Source organism: Sporosarcina sp. FA9 (genome assembly GCF_051550205.1).
In the GTDB taxonomy this organism is placed as follows: Bacteria; Bacillota; Bacilli; order Bacillales_A; family Planococcaceae; genus Sporosarcina.
Genome location: NZ_CP188819.1, coordinates 2,628,194 through 2,644,316, shown reverse-complemented (window position 1 = coordinate 2,644,316; position 16,123 = coordinate 2,628,194). Strand labels below are relative to the sequence as shown.

At 36.8% G+C, this 16,123-nt stretch carries 16 protein-coding genes; 10 read left to right on the top strand and 6 right to left on the bottom strand.

What is annotated here, in order from left to right:
* Positions 1 to 103 precede the first annotated feature (103 nt).
* From ACP8HH_RS13200 to ACP8HH_RS13160, 9 genes are all read left to right on the top strand, one after another.
* The gene (locus tag ACP8HH_RS13200) at positions 104 to 1,462 is read left to right on the top strand and encodes an S-layer homology domain-containing protein (protein ID WP_438312039.1); all 1,359 of its coding nucleotides are present in this window, start codon (positions 104 to 106) and stop codon (positions 1,460 to 1,462) included.
* A gap of 298 nt (positions 1,463 to 1,760) precedes the next feature.
* Positions 1,761 to 3,218, top strand: a complete 1,458-nt coding sequence (locus tag ACP8HH_RS13195; RefSeq protein WP_438319176.1) for an alanine/glycine:cation symporter family protein — start codon at positions 1,761 to 1,763, stop codon at positions 3,216 to 3,218.
* Positions 3,219 to 3,393: 175 nt separating this feature from the next.
* Complete coding sequence (locus ACP8HH_RS13190; RefSeq protein ID WP_438312037.1) at positions 3,394 to 4,524, top strand: NAD(P)/FAD-dependent oxidoreductase; 1,131 nt, start codon at positions 3,394 to 3,396, stop codon at positions 4,522 to 4,524.
* A 260-nt stretch (positions 4,525 to 4,784) separates the two neighbouring features.
* Positions 4,785 to 5,765: an extracellular solute-binding protein gene (locus tag ACP8HH_RS13185; RefSeq protein WP_438312035.1), complete on the top strand. Its 981-nt coding sequence runs from the start codon at positions 4,785 to 4,787 to the stop codon at positions 5,763 to 5,765.
* 11 nt (positions 5,766 to 5,776) lie between these two features.
* The gene (locus ACP8HH_RS13180) at positions 5,777 to 7,459 is read left to right on the top strand and encodes an ABC transporter permease (RefSeq protein ID WP_438312034.1); all 1,683 of its coding nucleotides are present in this window, start codon (positions 5,777 to 5,779) and stop codon (positions 7,457 to 7,459) included.
* 3 nt (positions 7,460 to 7,462) lie between these two features.
* On the top strand, positions 7,463 to 8,569 hold the full coding sequence (locus ACP8HH_RS13175; protein WP_438312031.1) for an ABC transporter ATP-binding protein: 1,107 nt from the start codon (positions 7,463 to 7,465) through the stop codon (positions 8,567 to 8,569).
* Positions 8,570 to 8,590: 21 nt separating this feature from the next.
* On the top strand, positions 8,591 to 8,986 hold the full coding sequence (locus ACP8HH_RS13170) for a hotdog fold thioesterase (protein ID WP_438312029.1): 396 nt from the start codon (positions 8,591 to 8,593) through the stop codon (positions 8,984 to 8,986).
* A 309-nt stretch (positions 8,987 to 9,295) separates the two neighbouring features.
* Positions 9,296 to 10,198, top strand: a complete 903-nt coding sequence (locus ACP8HH_RS13165; RefSeq protein WP_438312028.1) for a DMT family transporter — start codon at positions 9,296 to 9,298, stop codon at positions 10,196 to 10,198.
* A gap of 13 nt (positions 10,199 to 10,211) precedes the next feature.
* Positions 10,212 to 10,709: a DinB family protein gene (locus ACP8HH_RS13160; protein WP_438312026.1), complete on the top strand. Its 498-nt coding sequence runs from the start codon at positions 10,212 to 10,214 to the stop codon at positions 10,707 to 10,709.
* A 708-nt stretch (positions 10,710 to 11,417) separates the two neighbouring features.
* Here the strand turns inward: ACP8HH_RS13160 and ACP8HH_RS13155 are convergent.
* Complete coding sequence (locus ACP8HH_RS13155) at positions 11,418 to 12,509, bottom strand: CotH kinase family protein (protein ID WP_438312024.1); 1,092 nt, start codon at positions 12,507 to 12,509, stop codon at positions 11,418 to 11,420.
* A gap of 209 nt (positions 12,510 to 12,718) precedes the next feature.
* On the opposite strand from ACP8HH_RS13155, the gene ACP8HH_RS13150 reads away from it, so the two are divergent.
* Complete coding sequence (locus ACP8HH_RS13150; protein WP_438312022.1) at positions 12,719 to 13,105, top strand: CotG/ExsB N-terminal domain-containing protein; 387 nt, start codon at positions 12,719 to 12,721, stop codon at positions 13,103 to 13,105.
* Between the two features lie 916 nt (positions 13,106 to 14,021).
* Here ACP8HH_RS13150 and ACP8HH_RS13145 read toward each other — a convergent pair.
* The 5 genes from ACP8HH_RS13145 to ACP8HH_RS13125 form a co-directional block, all read right to left on the bottom strand.
* Positions 14,022 to 14,261, bottom strand: a complete 240-nt coding sequence (locus ACP8HH_RS13145; RefSeq protein WP_438319261.1) for a hypothetical protein — start codon at positions 14,259 to 14,261, stop codon at positions 14,022 to 14,024.
* Positions 14,186 to 14,530 carry a helix-turn-helix domain-containing protein gene (locus ACP8HH_RS13140; RefSeq protein WP_438312020.1) on the bottom strand — a complete coding sequence of 115 codons (345 nt, stop codon included), beginning with the start codon at positions 14,528 to 14,530 and terminating at the stop codon, positions 14,186 to 14,188. Before ACP8HH_RS13140 ends, ACP8HH_RS13145 begins: the two co-directional genes overlap by 76 nt.
* 149 nt (positions 14,531 to 14,679) lie before the next feature.
* Complete coding sequence (locus ACP8HH_RS13135) at positions 14,680 to 14,958, bottom strand: hypothetical protein (protein ID WP_438312018.1); 279 nt, start codon at positions 14,956 to 14,958, stop codon at positions 14,680 to 14,682.
* Positions 14,949 to 15,494, bottom strand: coding sequence for a transposase (locus ACP8HH_RS13130; RefSeq protein ID WP_438312016.1), 546 nt, complete (start codon positions 15,492 to 15,494; stop codon positions 14,949 to 14,951). Before ACP8HH_RS13130 ends, ACP8HH_RS13135 begins: the two co-directional genes overlap by 10 nt.
* A gap of 33 nt (positions 15,495 to 15,527) precedes the next feature.
* Complete coding sequence (locus tag ACP8HH_RS13125) at positions 15,528 to 15,863, bottom strand: hypothetical protein (protein WP_438312013.1); 336 nt, start codon at positions 15,861 to 15,863, stop codon at positions 15,528 to 15,530.
* Between the last annotated feature and the right edge of the window lie 260 nt (positions 15,864 to 16,123).

Sequence of the window (16,123 nt, the reverse complement as noted above, 5' to 3'; positions counted from 1 at the left end):
GAGTAAAATTAAAGGCACGGTATTCTGAATTGTAAGTCTTTTGGATGTTTAGCTCGAAAGCAAAGAAGATTACCTGAAATCATCAAATACTAGGAGGGAAATGATGTTCAAATCAAAGGGGAAATTTCGACTGTTTTTTCTAATTGCACTCATGCTCCAACTTATTACTGTTCCATTATATTCGCTAGCAGATGAGACTGTATCGAAACCAATTCAAGTTGATTATTTGGCACTTGGAGATTCACTTGCTTACGGCATTACCTCAGATAACAAACCTGGGAAGAGCTATGCGGATTATTTAGCAGAGTCATTGAAATCGGAAAATGCATTATTGTCATTTAACAAAGGATTCACATTTCCGGGTTATACAGTTGCAGAAGTATTAAAAGATATACAAGACAATGCAGTAAAGCCGGTCATAGGCGAAGGATATGAAGAAGAGAATGTCGAACTTCACGCATCCATTGAATCTGCGGAAATTATTACAATTACAGCGGGTGCAAATGATGTATTAAAACATCTTAAAATCAATACGGAAACACAAGCGCTTGAAGTTGACCTTGTAAACCTTATGGCTTCGATTGAGCAAGTTGGAAAAGATTATTATACAATAATTTCTGAAATCAAAAAAAACAACCCTACTGCACAAATATACGTAATGGGATACTACAATTCGTTCCCGCATCTAGCAGCAAATGATCAGCTGAAAATTGCTGAGTTATTAAAAGGATTAAATGGAGCAATCCAAAAAGGGATTTTTGGGGAAAATACATTTTTTATACCAACTGCGGATGCGATTGCAGCAGATTTCACAGTCAACCTACCGAACCCCCAAAATATTCATTTAAGTGAAGCTGGATATAAAGTAGTCGGAGAATTATTTGTTCAATCGGTTTTAAAAAATTATCCATGGATTCCAGAAGTAAGTCCTGTACTATTCACTGACATTGAGTCGAGTGAATTTAAGGATTTCATTTTGAAGTCTGCACAATTGGGATTAGTGAACGGATACAAAGATGGAACGTTTAAACCGAATGCAAAACTGACACGTGTTCAAGCGGTGTCAATCATAGTTCGTTCACTTAAACTTGAAACGGATAAACAAGCTAACTTTACTGATATTTCAAATTACGAAAAAGAAACTCAAGCTGAAATCGCGGCTGCGGTAGAATTTGGAATTGTAAAACCAAATGATAAATTCAATCCAAGTCAAAGTGTAACACGTGCACAACTTGCATTGATGATGAAACGAACGTATGAATTAGTCAATAACAAAACTTATATTCCGGTAGGGGTCTCCCCATTTACTGACATTGATCAATATGATGCAGAAACAAAAAATGCCATAACATTTGTTTATGAGTATAAAATTGCAAATGGGTCCAATGGAAAGTATATGCCAAATCAAGCAACAACACGCGGTCAAGCAGCAAAAATGTTAGTAAACTTTGCTAATCAATAATAAAATCAAACTGTAAATAAACAGGTTTGCACTTCTTAAATAGAAGTGCAAACCTGTTTTTTGTGTGTAAAGAAATACTAGTTAATTGTATTGGAGCAATTACAAGGTCATAAATAATAGCAGGGGTTATCTTATTTCATCGCTAAAATGTACTCATATTAAAAACATTAGAGCTTGTTCTATTAAACTTGCTACTCACATATTTATATTATATGACTTTTTAACAGGATTTTATTCTTGGAATGGACAGCCCTGTTTGGAAATAATATAAAATGAGAGGGGTATGAATGTGGACCAAATGCTCGAAACGATTGTTGGGTGGTTATGGGGGTTGCCGCTGATTTTCACGGTACTGTTTGTTGGTTTATATTTTACAATCGGCAGTAAGTTATTTCAATTCGGCTTTTTACCGCATATTTTTAAAGAGACCTTTGGAAAAGTTTTTGCGAAAAAAGATAAAAATGCAAATACGAAAGGTATCTTAACACCCTTTCAAGCAGTAAGTACTGCAATTGGTGGAAGTGTTGGGGTTGGTAATATTGGCGGTGTTGCAACGGCTATTGCAATTGGAGGACCAGGTGCTGTTTTTTGGATGTGGATTACCGCACTACTCAGTATGATGACGAAGACAGTAGAAGTGACGTTATCCGTCTATTATCGAAATACTGATGAAAAAGGCGATCCTTACGGAGGCCCAACATACTATATGGAAAAAGGACTTGGAGAGGAAAAGAATTTTAAGTTTTGGAAAGTACCAGCGACTCTTTTTGGATTTGGTATCTTTACAACTTTTTTTATAACATTGCAAAACTATACAATTTCCGAATCCATAAGTTCCACATTTAATATTGGTATGATTCCAGCTTCATTCATCTTTTTAACAATAATATATATTATAATTTATGGTGGAATTAAGAGAATTGGAGAGATTGCTTCTAGACTTGTACCATTTATGTGCATATTTTATGTGCTCGCAGGATTATTTATTATCTTCAAAAACTACACTGAAATCATTCCTTCTTTCGCATTGATTTTTAATAGTGCATTTGGAGGAATGGCGGCTGTTGGAGGATTTACTGGGGCGGTTATTGCACAAGTAATTCGAATGGGTGTCGCACGTGCAGTTTATAGTAACGAAGCGGGTTGGGGAACTTCACCAATGATTCACTCAACAGCTCAAACAACACACCCCATTAAACAAGGTATGTGGGGTACGGTCGAGGTATTTGTGGATACGATGATCGTTTGTTCGATTACTGCCCTGACAATTATTATTACGGGTGCTTGGTCTTCTGGTCTTGATGGTGCAACATTAACTTTATCCGCATTTGAAATAGGAATTGGTCAATATGGAAGATATATTATTACAATATCCATCTTCTTGTTTGGACTTACAACCTCCACCGGATGGTATACGTACTATGAAATCCTGTTAAGGCATATGTTTGACAATGAAAAGAAAATCACTTTGAAATATAAGATCCTCACATTATTTAAATGGCTTTATCCGATACCAGGCTCACTGATGGTAGTTTATGCAGTGTACTATGATCTTCCTGGAAAAGCGGTTTGGTATTTTGCGGACATCACGACAGCCATTCCGACATTCGTAAACTTGGTTGTATTAATAATCTTAAGCAAAAAGTTTTTTGAATTACTTCGCGATTACAAAGCACGATACATGAATATTGGAACAGTCGACCCTGACTTTAGTGTTTTTTATGAAGATAAATTAAGAAAAGATAAATTAAAATAATTAAAACTGAAATCAACCTTATCCATTTCTAGGGTTGATTTTTTGCTGTGTCGGATTCATTAGCTTGAAAAAGAACTTTTTTTGATTAATAATTGGCAGTACAAACAAACTTAAATACACCACTTATTGGGGTGTCTTTTTGCAGTGGAAATTCTCATAGAAATAGGTGTTCACAATGAAACGATACATTATTATTGGTGCTGGAATATTAGGAACATCTGCAGCGTATCAATTGGCAAAGTCCGGGGCAAGTGTCACAGTTATTGATAGAGAAGAACCGGGCAGGGCAACGGATGCTGCAGCAGGAATAATATGTCCATGGTTGTCACAGCGAAGAAACAAAGCTTGGTATGCACTTGCTAAAAGCGGAGCTGCTTATTATACTTCACTAATCGAACAGCTAAAAGAGGACGGAGAAATCGAAACCGGGTATCGGCAAGTAGGTGCGATAAGTGTGCAAAAGGATACAGGCAAACTTGAGAAGATGAAAGAGCGAGCGATAACAAGACGCTTAGATGCACCCGAAATAGGCGTTATTGAACAGTTATCTTCAACAGAAACATCTGCATTATTTCCACCAATATCAATTGAATTCGAATCTGTTTATATTAGCGGAGCAGCTCGGGTGAATGGACGTGCATTGCGGCAGGCTTTAGTAAATGCAGCTGAAAAGCATGGCGCACTCTTTGTAAAGGGTTCTGCTGAATTGGAGTATGAGGATAGTATCGTAACTGGTGTGCGTCTTGGAAATCAATTTTATCCAGCGGATTGTGTTTTAGTAACTGCAGGTGCTTGGGCTTCCGAATTAATGGAACCACTCGGTATAAATCTGAAAGTTAGTGGTCAGAAAGCACAGATTGTTCACCTCCAATTAAGTAATAAAATGACAGAGGAATGGCCTGTCGTAATCCCACCGAATGATCAATATATTTTGGCCTTCGATGATGGAAAAGTAATCGTTGGGGCAACGCATGAAGATGGAATGGAGTTTGATGAAAGAGTTACGGCCGGTGGATTACATGAAGTTCTAGATAAAGCACTTGCTGTTGCACCTGGGTTAGCGGATGGTGAATTTGTTGAAACACGTGTTGGTTTTCGTCCAATCACTCCAAACTTTCTTCCGATTATTGGTGTGGTTCCAAATGTTAAAGGGTTGCTCCTTGCGAACGGGCTTGGTGCATCGGGATTAACGGTTGGTCCATTTTTAGGTGAACAACTAGCGAAACTTGCATTAGGACTACAAGTTGAAATTGATTTAAAGCTATATCCAGTATCCGGTGCAATTCAACATAACCAAGAATATTAATTTCAACAATTAAAAAATGCCTACATTTAAAATGATTTATTTTAAATGTAGGCATTTTTATTATTACATATACCATTTCCGAACCTTCGCGCAATTCAATATTGTGTGAAAGTTAACTCTACAACAAATACAATCTTATGATATGATAGAAGTCCCCATCCCGTCTGGAAATTATCGTAATATTATACAGTAAAATGTTTTGTAGAATGAGTAAACGGATTACAGTTGTTTTATAAAAAAGAAAAGAAGGAGTTTTTTTTGTGCGTAATTATATATACATCACATTCGTTATAGTCCTAAGTGTCGTTCTAAGTGCGTGTAGTAATAACGATGAAAAAGTTACATTATATTCACATAACACTCAAGAAGAGATGCAATCATTTGTGGATGCATTGAAAGCGGATACAGGTATTGAGGCGGAATTTTTAACGATGTCGAGTGAAGAAATTTGGAGCCGGATTAAGGCAGAGCAACCGAATGTGGGCGCAAGTGCACAATGGGGAATGTTACATAGCTTAGCATTTCTAGCGGATAGAGATGATCTGTTGGAACCATATGACTCGCCAGAATGGGAAGATGTTCCTGAACAATTTAAAGATCCAGATGGTAAATGGTATGGTTGGTCATTTTGGTTTAATATTCTAGCTGTAAACACCGATTTATTGGAAGAGTTAGGACTCGATAAGCCTACTTCATGGGCAGATTTAATTGATCCTCAGTATAAAGGAGAAATTGTCATGCCTAACCCTGGTAACTCTGGAACAGGGTTTTTAATTGTATCTACATTAATTCAACTATGGGGTGAGGAAGAAGCATGGGCTTATTTAACGGAATTGGATAAGAACGTTGCCCTTTACACGCAATCTGGAACTCAACCTGCACAAATGGCTGCACAAGGTGAATTTGCAATTAGTATTACTTGGGACCAAGCTGCATTTGACCGAACTAAAGAAGGGTATCCAATTGAAGCGATAGTACCTGAAGAAGGCGTTGGGTTCGATTTAGATGTTGCTTGGATTTACAAAGATGCAAAGAATATGGAACAAGCTAAAAAAGTGATTGATTTCATTGGGTCAGAAAAAGGAATGCAAGCCGCTGGAAAGCACCGTTCCATGGTAACGAAACCTGGAGTAGAAGGCGCAATTGATTTTGAACCAAATTTAATCGACTATGACGCGGTTTGGGCTGCAGAAAATAGAGATCGAATTATGGACAAATGGAGTGAAACATTTGATAAGTAAAGGGTGATCACGTGATCTCGGAGAAAAACGATAACGTTTTATTTGGACGATTTAAAAATAGATGGAAGCAATTTTGGTCTGAACCGGTATTTGCAATTGCAGCAATAATCATAGCAGTTCTACTTATCTTGTTTATATTAGCACCAGTTTTAGCGGTGTTTTTAAAAAGTTTTGGTATTGGCTCGGGGGGATTTACACTTCAATATTATGAACGTTTTTTTCAGACACCGAACTACTTTCGAGCACTTAAAAACAGTGTTTCGGTTGGGTTGATTTCTACACTAATTATTATACTTATTAGTTTGCCTTTCGCATTGTATGTAACACGATCCAAAAGCGTTGTTTCGAAAGCATATCGAGGCATTGCGCTTTTACCTCTTGTTGCTCCTCCATTTATCTTTTCTTTAGCACTAATCATTTTATTTGGTAGAAGAGGGATTGTATCTAGTTTTTTGAACGATACATTTGGAATAGAATTTAGCATTTATGGATTTTGGGGTGTCGTCGTAGCCCAGGTTTTAGGTTACTTTCCAATTGCCTATATGATGATTGAAAGCGCGCTTCGCTCAATCAATACTAATTTAGAGGATGCATCCCATGATTTAGGGGCTGGGCAAGGAAGAACGATACAGAAAATTACTTTCCCATTGGCAAGCGCAGGTATTCTAAAAGCAGCATTGCTCGTATTTGTTATGGCTTTGGCTGATTTTTCGAATCCTCTTGTGATTGGTGGAAGCGATCCATTTTTGGCTTCGGAAGCATTCGCTTTAGTAACGGGAAGGCAAAACTTGGAGATGGCTGCGGTCTTGGGAATTTTCTTAATAATCCCTAGTCTACTAGTATTCCTTTATCAAACTTATTTTATGTCGGATATTGATACAACTTCAATTGATAGTACTTCTGGCAGTGAAAACTTGCCGTTAAATAATAAAATAAAATCAATTACATTTGGTATTAGTTCACTAATGGTGTTTTTTATAGTAACAATGTTTTTCATGGTAATAGCAGGTGCATTTGTGAAAAATATTGGTGTGAATAATACATTTACTTTGGAGCATTTCACAGATCGTTCAGGATGGAAGTATATGTATAACAGTGTGATTGTTTCCTTCTTTGCAGCAATATTAGCTGCGGGATTAGGTATGTTGCAAGGTTATTTGACAGCAAGAAAAAATATTCCTGCCATGAAATTTCTAGAATTCATCGCACTCTTTGGACTCGCTGTTCCTGGAACAGTTATTGGAATAGGCTATATTTTAATATTTAACGGTCCGCCGTTCTTTTTAACTGGAACAGTGCTGTTACTCGTTATGAATATGACCTTCCGTAAAATAGGAGTCGGGCTTGAAGCGGGGATTAGCAAACTCGGTCAGATGGATGTCACAATGGAGGAAGCATCATCCGACCTAGGTGCAAGCCGTTTTTACACGTTTAGAAAAATTGTATTACCACTACTGAGTCCGGCATTTATGGTCGGTTTTGTTTACACATTTATGACGGCAATGATTTCAGTGAGTTCGGTTATCTTTCTCATTTCTCCCGGAACGAATTTGGCAGCTGTGTATATTTTAAATTTAGCAAACCAAGCTGCGATTGGTCGAGCATCATCAATGTCCTTCGTACTCATCTTAATTGTTGTAGCTTGTATGGCGCTCACAAAATGGATAGAGAAGCGGAGTAATATAGGAATCTAAACAATGGAAATCGGAATGAGGATGATGTGTATGCTGGAAGAGAAAAAACCACTTCTTCAGTTAAAAAATATTAGTAAATCCTTTGGGGAAGTCTCTGTAATAAAAGATATTTCATTAACCATTAACCAGGGGGAATTAATTACATTTATTGGTCCTAGTGGTTGTGGAAAAACAACTTTGCTCCGAATTATTGGCGGGTTTCATCCCCAAGATTCGGGAGAAGTACTATTGGAAGGACAATCAATTGATCACCTCCCAACGGAGAAACGCGCAACAGGAATGGTTTTTCAAAATTATGCTCTTTTTCCACATATGACGATATATGAAAATGTTGCTTACGGATTAAACTTTCAAAAGAAGTCGAAAAATGAAAAAGATGATTTAGTAAAAGAGGTACTCGCACAAGTTCGGTTGTCTGGGTTTGAAAATCGAAAACCAAATGAATTAAGTGGTGGTCAGCAGCAAAGGGTCGCAATTGCAAGGTGTTTGGTTCTCAAACCGAAAGTGTTATTGTTAGATGAACCACTATCTAATTTAGATGCAAATTTAAGAACAATAATGCGAGATGAGATTCGTCGTTTAAAAGAGGAACTTAATCTAACAATCATTTTCGTTACGCATGATCAAGAGGAAGCGTTAAGTATTTCGGATCGTGTTCTTGTGATAAACGATGGTTCTTTGCAGCAATTAAACGTACCAAGTGTTATTTATCAAAATCCCGCAAATGAATTTGTTGCAAATTTTGTTGGTCATGCAAATTTATTAACAGGCCGAACACATACTGAAAAAAATGAGTCTTTTTTTAGTACAGATGATTTCCAATTTCCAATAGATTCTTCGTTGGCCAACAGTAGTGAGGAATTACAGTTATTGATTCGCCCAGAAATGATCAAAATAGATCCAGAAAGTAACCTTTTAGGGGAAATTGTAAATGCCGTTTATCATGGAAGTTATATAAGGTATCAGATACAGGTTGGTAAACAAGAATTAATTTTGGATGATCATAATGGGTTTGATGGCAGGTTATTATCAAAAGGTGATAGTGTAGGATTACGAATTCCAAAAAAACTTCATATTATTGAACGTGAAAAAGAATTGATTTTTATTTGATATTAAGGGAGGTTGGTATAAATGGAATTAAAACGAATGGAAGATACGATGATGGGCGCATTGGGAATAAAAGTAATAGAATTATCCGCGGAACGGGCGGTTGCTACAATGCCGGTTCATGCGGCAACTCATCAACCTTTTGGATTGTTGCATGGGGGGGCTTCTGTCGCGCTTGCTGAAACAATTGCTAGTGTGGCGACCTGGAATTTAGTTGACCAAGAGAACGAACTAGCGGTTGGACTTGAAATTAATGCCAATCATATACGTGGGAAGAAAGACGGCATTGTAACCGCCATTGCGACCCCACTTCATAAAGGCCGTACAACGATGGTATGGGATATCAAGATTGTCGATGAAGAAGAGAACCTTATATGCATTTCCAGATGCACTATGGCTATTGTGAAAAAAAAGAGATAATGTCATAAGTATGCTTAAACACATTTGCGATTCATTTCGCTTATGTGTTTTTTCTTTAAATTTGGAGTTATTCTGTGAACCTACAGGTTTGAAAGAGATTACCAATGCAATCAAGTAAAACAAAGCCTAGAATCTGATTCATTTTACTATAAAGCATTCAAATGAAATGAAATTCCATAAATCAATAAGTTATTATTCGGTTTATCAATTGAACTCTTTCATACTTCTAGCTTCATGTGTTAAAGTAGGTTGAATATCCGAATAAAAAAGCGTGTCTAACTGTGCTTATGAAAGGTTCTGTAATCATTTATGAAGCCGATTTTATATTTATTATTTCTAAGTTTACTATGGGGTTCTTCATTTTTATGGACAAAAGAGCTTCTGGATCATTTTTCACCGACAACGATTGTTTTTTTACGAAGTCTGTTTGGTGTTCTTACATTAGTTCCGTTTCTCCTGTTGTCTAAAAATCGTTTGTCATTCAAAGTAAGTCCTTTCTTTTTACTTGTTGTCGCTTTAGCGGGAGCAATACCTTGGAACTTTATGGGGTTCGCATTAAAAGGAATTGACTCAGGCCTAAGTGGAATTTTAAACGCCACAACACCTTTATTTGCAGTAGTTTACACTATTATTCTTATAAAGATAAAACCACTGAGAAATCAAATTGCAAGTTTGGTTGTTGGATTTATAGCAGTACTAACACTATTTATATTTTCAGGACAAGCACCAGGAAGTCAGTTTTCTGCAATCCATGCACTTTTGATGTTTGGAGCCACTTCAGGGTATGCACTCAATTCGATTTTAGTAAATAAATACTTTTCTGATATTCCTCCTCTTCATCTAGGTTTCTGGACTTTGGCAGTGGGGGTCCTGTTAAACGGCCCAATTAGTTTAATTATTGAGCCGAAAGCTTTAATTCAAATTGGAACTAAGGATGTATTATTACCTCTTCTCGTTCTAGGTTGTTTAAGTTCTGGACTTGGTTATGTAATCTTCTATTTAATAATCTCCACAAGTGGACCGATTCTTGCAACGATGGTGACATTCATTGTACCTTTCGTCTCTATTACATTAGGCTTTCTTTTTCTAGATGAGCCTTTGCAAATCGGAATTGCAATCGGTTTACCATTGATCATTTTGAGCTTAGTTTTAATGAATTTACATACCTTTAAATTTAGAAATCAGATAAATCTTCGTAATCAGGTTAAGTAGAGGAGTGAAATTAATGATCCTAGCAGAAAACAATAAAATTCGTAAAGAGTTGTTTCGCACAATCGACGGAATAACAGATGAAGAGTTCAATGAAATTCCACAAAACGGTGGTTGGTCCCCAAAACAAATATTTGAACATCTTGCACGAATGGAAGTTGTCATTGCGACAAATATTGCTAAAGAATTGAAAAATCCAGACAGCCCGAAAGCATTAAAAAAACCGATTATTATTTCAACAAATCGTATAATTAAAGTAGACGCACCTGGATATACTTTGCCAACTGACGAGTACAGGACAAAAATGGACATGAAAAAAGAACTTTATGACTCACGCATATTTCTTCTAGATATATATGAATCGGGTTCAGATGAACTATTTCGAAACAAGTCGTTTAAACACCCTATATTCGGAAACATTCCATTAGTTCAGTGGTTTCCATTTGTCGGACTTCATGAAAAACGCCATTTAAAACAATTGAAAAAAACACTAAAAATGGTTGATAAGATTTAAATTAGGACATAAGTAAATTTTTAAGGCAACACAAAAAGTCTTTTAGAATCTGTTGATTTTCGCTGCAGGTGGGCGCTTTCCACTAACGAAGAATAAAACCCATTCTTCTTTGGGCCGGGGTTGAGCCAATCGAACAACGAAGAGTTCGATTTGACGTATTTATGCCATTTTGCAGTAATTTAGGCAGCCATGTTCACAACGCTACGCTTTTGCTCACAAAAGTCGTTCTGCGTGAAGGCTTTCACTGCGGGGTCTCAACTGTCCCGCTTATTCCCGCTGAAGTAGCCACCTTCCGCTACAATCAACGGAGTGTGCTACCTCTAGAAGCGAAACATTAATTACCCAAATTGAATTGAATAATAGTGGGTTGGAAGATAGACACGGGTATGATCTAAATACATTTGCAGATCTATATATTGTTCAAATACAGGGCTAAATAATATTTGCGGTGAACCTCAATGCATCATTCCCTTAACGGAGGACATAGAGTTAGGGTAGATAGAAGAATAAAGCCAATTCGTTCAACATAGAACGAATTGGCTTTTAATTAGGCATTGTTAAAATTCATTGAAAGTATTTACCCAAAAGAAAAAGACCACTCAAACGATTTTACTTTATTTACAGCACAGATAGGCGCGTGCTGTAAATAAAGCGACATCAACAACCCTGGCCAAATGGAAATAGGGGTTCGTAAAATGATGCAACAACTTAATCTAATGTATCTAATTTGCCTCTTATATATTTTGACCGTGCTTCAATAAAATCCAATATATACTTAGGTTCCATATCAAATAAGTGGATATCGTCTTTTTTATATGGATCTTTTTGAATATAAGGCCTCATAAAATCATGCATAATTTGTATTTTCGGTTTCAAAAAGTCAATATTAAATTGGTTGTTTAAAATAACTTCTAGCAAATTTTTGTATTGAAGTCGAAATGTTTTCACGTCGAGAAGCCTGGCGGTTAGCGTATTAAATCCTTCGATTCGTAAATAGTCTTCTTCCATGACTATCCCATTTACATCCCTTCCCCATGTTGCATCGTAATCCCACGGGATGATTTCGAATAGCCTCGTTTCGCTATTCTGATATAGCGCGTAATTATGAACAAAGCCATCAAAATTTTGGGTGAAAACAACGCCAGCCAACCAACAAAGATACTGATCAACATTGAGGTATTTCACAATTTCATTTTCAAATTCAGCTTTTGAAATGGTATTAATTTCAATAATCATTTTTTGTAAATGAAATTCATCTGATTCTGTCCCATATTTTAGTTCATAGCCAACCTTAAGTGATTTCTTTACATCTTTATCAAGATCACTCATTAACGAAAAGTTAGCATCGCCATCAATCGCATAGAATATAGGTCCCTGCGGTAGTTGTCGATTCGTAAGGAAATGCTCATCGACTGATTCTAATTCCAAATAAAGTCCCTCATTTTTTCCATTCAATTTCATAAATACAAATTGGGACTTTGGCGATAAGCACCCTATTTCATTGAAGAAATCGAGCGATAATTTATTTCTTAATAGTGAAGGATCTTTATATTCTGCGTTGATATGAATTTCTTTGGCATTTCTATACGTACTTGGCTTATAAAACGAAATGTGATACGACTTCTTTCGAAAATCTCGGATATGTGAGCCGCGATAGGCGATATCAATATCATACTTTCTTTTGTTAATCGTTAGCTTGGCAGAGATAGGATCGTCACACCATATATCTTTCCGAAGTTCACTTAAATCTAAAGGATGAATAAAAAGATGATATTCAGGTATTTTTATGCCTTTATCCATACGAATTCCCTCCATTTATTTTTCATTATTCGTATGAAACAAAAATGTAAGATGCCACTAAAAGGTACAGAATTATTTTTTACTTTTGAAAACTATGCGATTGTCTTTAACATTTTTTGTACAACCTCATATATTGCGAGAAGGGAAAGAAAAGTGCAGTGCAGAGGTTGGTTTTTTGGAAAAAGAATAATCACCTACTTCTTTCTCTAATGAAATTGAAAGGAGGTTTGAACATGTCACTTATTCAGAATGCAGTAAATCGGGCTAACAATACTGGGTTAGGTCACTTCATGCACCAGGATCCTTTTAGTAACCAACGATGCACGAGCAGAGTACGTCGAACTTCGCGAAACCAATGCTGTACGAACAGGGTACGTCGAACTTCGCGAAACCAATGCTGTACGAACAGGGTACGTCGAACTTCGCAAAACCAACGGCGCACGAGCAGGGTACGTCAAACTTCGCAAAACCAACGACGTACGAGCAGGGTACGTCGAACTTCGCGAAACCAACGTTGCACGAGCAGAATACGTCGAACTTCCCGAAACCAACGACACAAGAGAAGGAACTCTTTTTGGGATGACTTATTATTTTAAAAACTTTGAGGCGATTTTTCGTCATCTGAAGTATGTCACTTATTGTTCATCAATGGACTATTGAGTGTGTTCGTATTATAAAGTTAGCTAGTTCTTACTAGTTAACTTTTTTTTGTTATTCCTATTTATCTAGGAAAACATTTTGTTTTCAAAAAGGAAAAAATGGGTGTCTAAAAACAGGGAAAAACGGGTGTCTAAATACAGGGGAAAATTGGTGTTCAAAGCCAGGAAACCTTTGGTGTCTAAAATTAGGAAAAAATTGGTGTTTAAAGCCAGGAAACCTTTGGTGTCTAAAATCGGGAAAAAATTGGTTTTCAAAGCCGGGAGACCTTTGGTGTCTAAAATCGGGAAAAAATTGGTTTTCAAAGTCGGGAAACCTTTGGCGTCCTTCATTAAAACGTATTGGATTTACCACTTTTAAACTCCTTTCTTAGGGTACAGTATAGGCTATGGATAATTAATGAAAAGACTTAGACTAAGGCCCATGTTTGGGATCTTTGCATGGAACTATTTTGGACTTTTCCAATAGTCTTTTAAATAATCTAAATGTATTACCTATACATCCCAGTTTTGGTGTTACGTCTACTAGGCGTGCATGCAGCATCTAAACTTGAATTAGAACAGAAGATTTATTAAAGTATGCTTGAAAAACTCCATTGTCAGAGGTGATGGCTTGAATATTTTGGGGAAGTTTCCTCCAGAATATTATTGTAACTTACTAATAACATAGTCAACTGAATCGTGATCTTGATCGTCAATTATGATGGCATAATAGGTTCTCTTTTTACGTTCAACGAGAGTCAGTAATGCATTATCATCAGGCTATTTTCCTTCTACGGTGTCAATTTACCAATGACCGGATTCCACTCTATCTTCAATTTGAGGTGGACGTTCAGCATTACTTGTACCTAAAACCTTACGGTTTTTTTCGGATGCGTTTCTTCTTTGTATTCGGTTTTGTTTTCATCGGTAAATCAATTTTTCTAACGGTTAATAAGTCTAAATCGATATAGTTATAAAGCGTTTTAGTCGATACCATCTGCTTATTTTTCCAGTCGACTTGTCGTTTGGTAAACCCAATTACCGCATCAGGTGACCAACCATGATTGAGGATTTGATTGCAAGCAAAATCAATAAATTCGATTGCGATAAGCAACTTACTTTTAGCACCACAATTGATTCTGTTATGTTCGCATACAGCCTGTTCCGTTTCAGCGAAATAAGCCGTGTTGGGCGCCCCGTCTTAAGTTGTGTCGTTGTTCCACGCTTTAGTTCATTGGCAATCGTTTGGTGAGCACGGCCTAGGCGTCTTGCAATATCTCGATTGGAGTGACCCGCTTGTTTGAAAGCAGCAATTTGACCGTGTTCAAAGGGGGATAGGTGTTTGTTTTTACGGTTTTGTATGGTATTCCCAGTGTGTGCCATTATTAAATTACCTCTCATTGTTCACTAGCGTTGCATAAAACCCACAATAAACAATATATTACTTTTTATACCATTCGAGTGTGGTTCTGAAAATAAAAAAAGGGAACAGGTCTTTTAAAACCAATCAGTTCCCTTTTTTTTACATGTCATTATTGTTGTTCTAACTTCATCATTTTCTCTGTTTCTTTTCGTTTCTTCTCTTTCTCTTTATCGATGAAATGCTTTCTCGTAATCGGGCTAACAATTGCAAAATGTTCACCATAGTGTATGTTTTTGTTTGTTGGTATGGGTATATTTTGCCGGCCCTCGTTCCTTCCTAACCTCCGTTTGAAGTGCTTCAAGAGAACATTTATCGATAAAAAAAGAAATTGTTGTACTGCACTTAAGAATGTCCAGCTTTTTTTGGTTGGATTATGAATTAGTCGCATAATTCATCAAGAGCACAGGTAATCAATTCGATATACATTTGATTCCATATACCGACTGGTGAATGACTGATTAAAAGACTGACTTTTACGTGCTGTTTGAGCCATTTAAAGAAAAATTCGACATACCAACGGTTCTGATAAGTGTCTAAAATTTCTTCTTCAGTTAGATCTAGCCGATTTGTAATCAAGTGAAAAGGGGTCCCTTCCTCATCCTTGAATTCGATATACCGAACAGGTTCTTCGCGCGAAAGTATTGATACCAACTCGTTCTTCGTAACTTTTGGATGTGTTGGGTTATAAGACTTCAGCGTTTCCATCCTGAAGGTTTTTCGAACACGGACTAGAAATTGGACATCTCCTTCTATCCAGCCACCCATTTTTGTTTTATGGGCATAACCACAATCCATTACATACAAAGCACCATCGGCGTCAATGATGTGATTAACAGCGTCAGAATCAGCTACATTTCCTGTTGATGGAATCATCTTTTCAGGAAACACACTATCTGGTGAGGCAGCTACGATACGGACATGCAACTTGATTCCTACGGAATCTTTAGATATTGCAGTTCAATTTAATGCATTCTTTGGCAATTTAATATTAGTCCCATCAATGATCCGAAGTGGACCGACATCGGCATTCAGCCCCTTAGCATTCTTATTCAGCTTCCAATAACATTGGGTTAGACGGCTCAGTAAATCTGACAAATCAGCAGTATTTAAGTTAATTAAACGTCGGCTAATTTGCGAATGACTGATTGAATTTACTCCGATTTCCTTCAGAAATTCTTTTTTTGAACGGATGCCGGTTCCAATCACTCTAAGCCTGTCCCATTTGCAAAGGCTTGCCATAATAAAGATTTTCACGATTGAAAAGTCGGTTAGCTTCTTCGCATCGTAATTCATAAGCGGTCAGATAAAACATTGTTTGGTAAATTAGATAAGTATTGACGAAAGACTAAATTCTGATTTACAATGGTCATGGTTGAGCTCCTTTTTGATAGTGTAGGGAACTGATTTAGTCGTCGTTTCCTTACCTACATTAGGAGCTTTTTTGTATTTTTGCAAGTTATTAATCTATTAAGACTAATCCTATTTTAAGGTCATCTTACAGATTTTTACTTCTATGCAACGCTAGTGCTTATTGTTAGTCTCGCAACTTCATT

Excerpts from the sequence above, each read along its gene's own strand:
- ACP8HH_RS13155 (WP_438312024.1), bottom strand. The coding sequence starts at position 12,509 with ATGGATAAAGGCATAAAAATACCTGAATATCATCTTTTTATTCATCCT.
- ACP8HH_RS13175 (WP_438312031.1), top strand. The coding sequence starts at position 7,463 with ATGGAAATCGGAATGAGGATGATGTGTATGCTGGAAGAGAAAAAACCA.
- ACP8HH_RS13125 (WP_438312013.1), bottom strand. The coding sequence starts at position 15,863 with ATGAATTACGATGCGAAGAAGCTAACCGACTTTTCAATCGTGAAAATC.
- ACP8HH_RS13195 (WP_438319176.1), top strand. The coding sequence starts at position 1,761 with ATGCTCGAAACGATTGTTGGGTGGTTATGGGGGTTGCCGCTGATTTTC.
- ACP8HH_RS13135 (WP_438312018.1), bottom strand. The coding sequence starts at position 14,958 with ATGCGACTAATTCATAATCCAACCAAAAAAAGCTGGACATTCTTAAGT.
- ACP8HH_RS13200 (WP_438312039.1), top strand. The coding sequence starts at position 104 with ATGTTCAAATCAAAGGGGAAATTTCGACTGTTTTTTCTAATTGCACTC.
- ACP8HH_RS13170 (WP_438312029.1), top strand. The coding sequence starts at position 8,591 with ATGGAATTAAAACGAATGGAAGATACGATGATGGGCGCATTGGGAATA.
- ACP8HH_RS13150 (WP_438312022.1), top strand. The coding sequence starts at position 12,719 with ATGAAATTGAAAGGAGGTTTGAACATGTCACTTATTCAGAATGCAGTA.
- ACP8HH_RS13140 (WP_438312020.1), bottom strand. The coding sequence starts at position 14,530 with ATGGCACACACTGGGAATACCATACAAAACCGTAAAAACAAACACCTA.
- ACP8HH_RS13165 (WP_438312028.1), top strand. The coding sequence starts at position 9,296 with ATGAAGCCGATTTTATATTTATTATTTCTAAGTTTACTATGGGGTTCT.
- ACP8HH_RS13160 (WP_438312026.1), top strand. The coding sequence starts at position 10,212 with ATGATCCTAGCAGAAAACAATAAAATTCGTAAAGAGTTGTTTCGCACA.
- ACP8HH_RS13190 (WP_438312037.1), top strand. The coding sequence starts at position 3,394 with ATGAAACGATACATTATTATTGGTGCTGGAATATTAGGAACATCTGCA.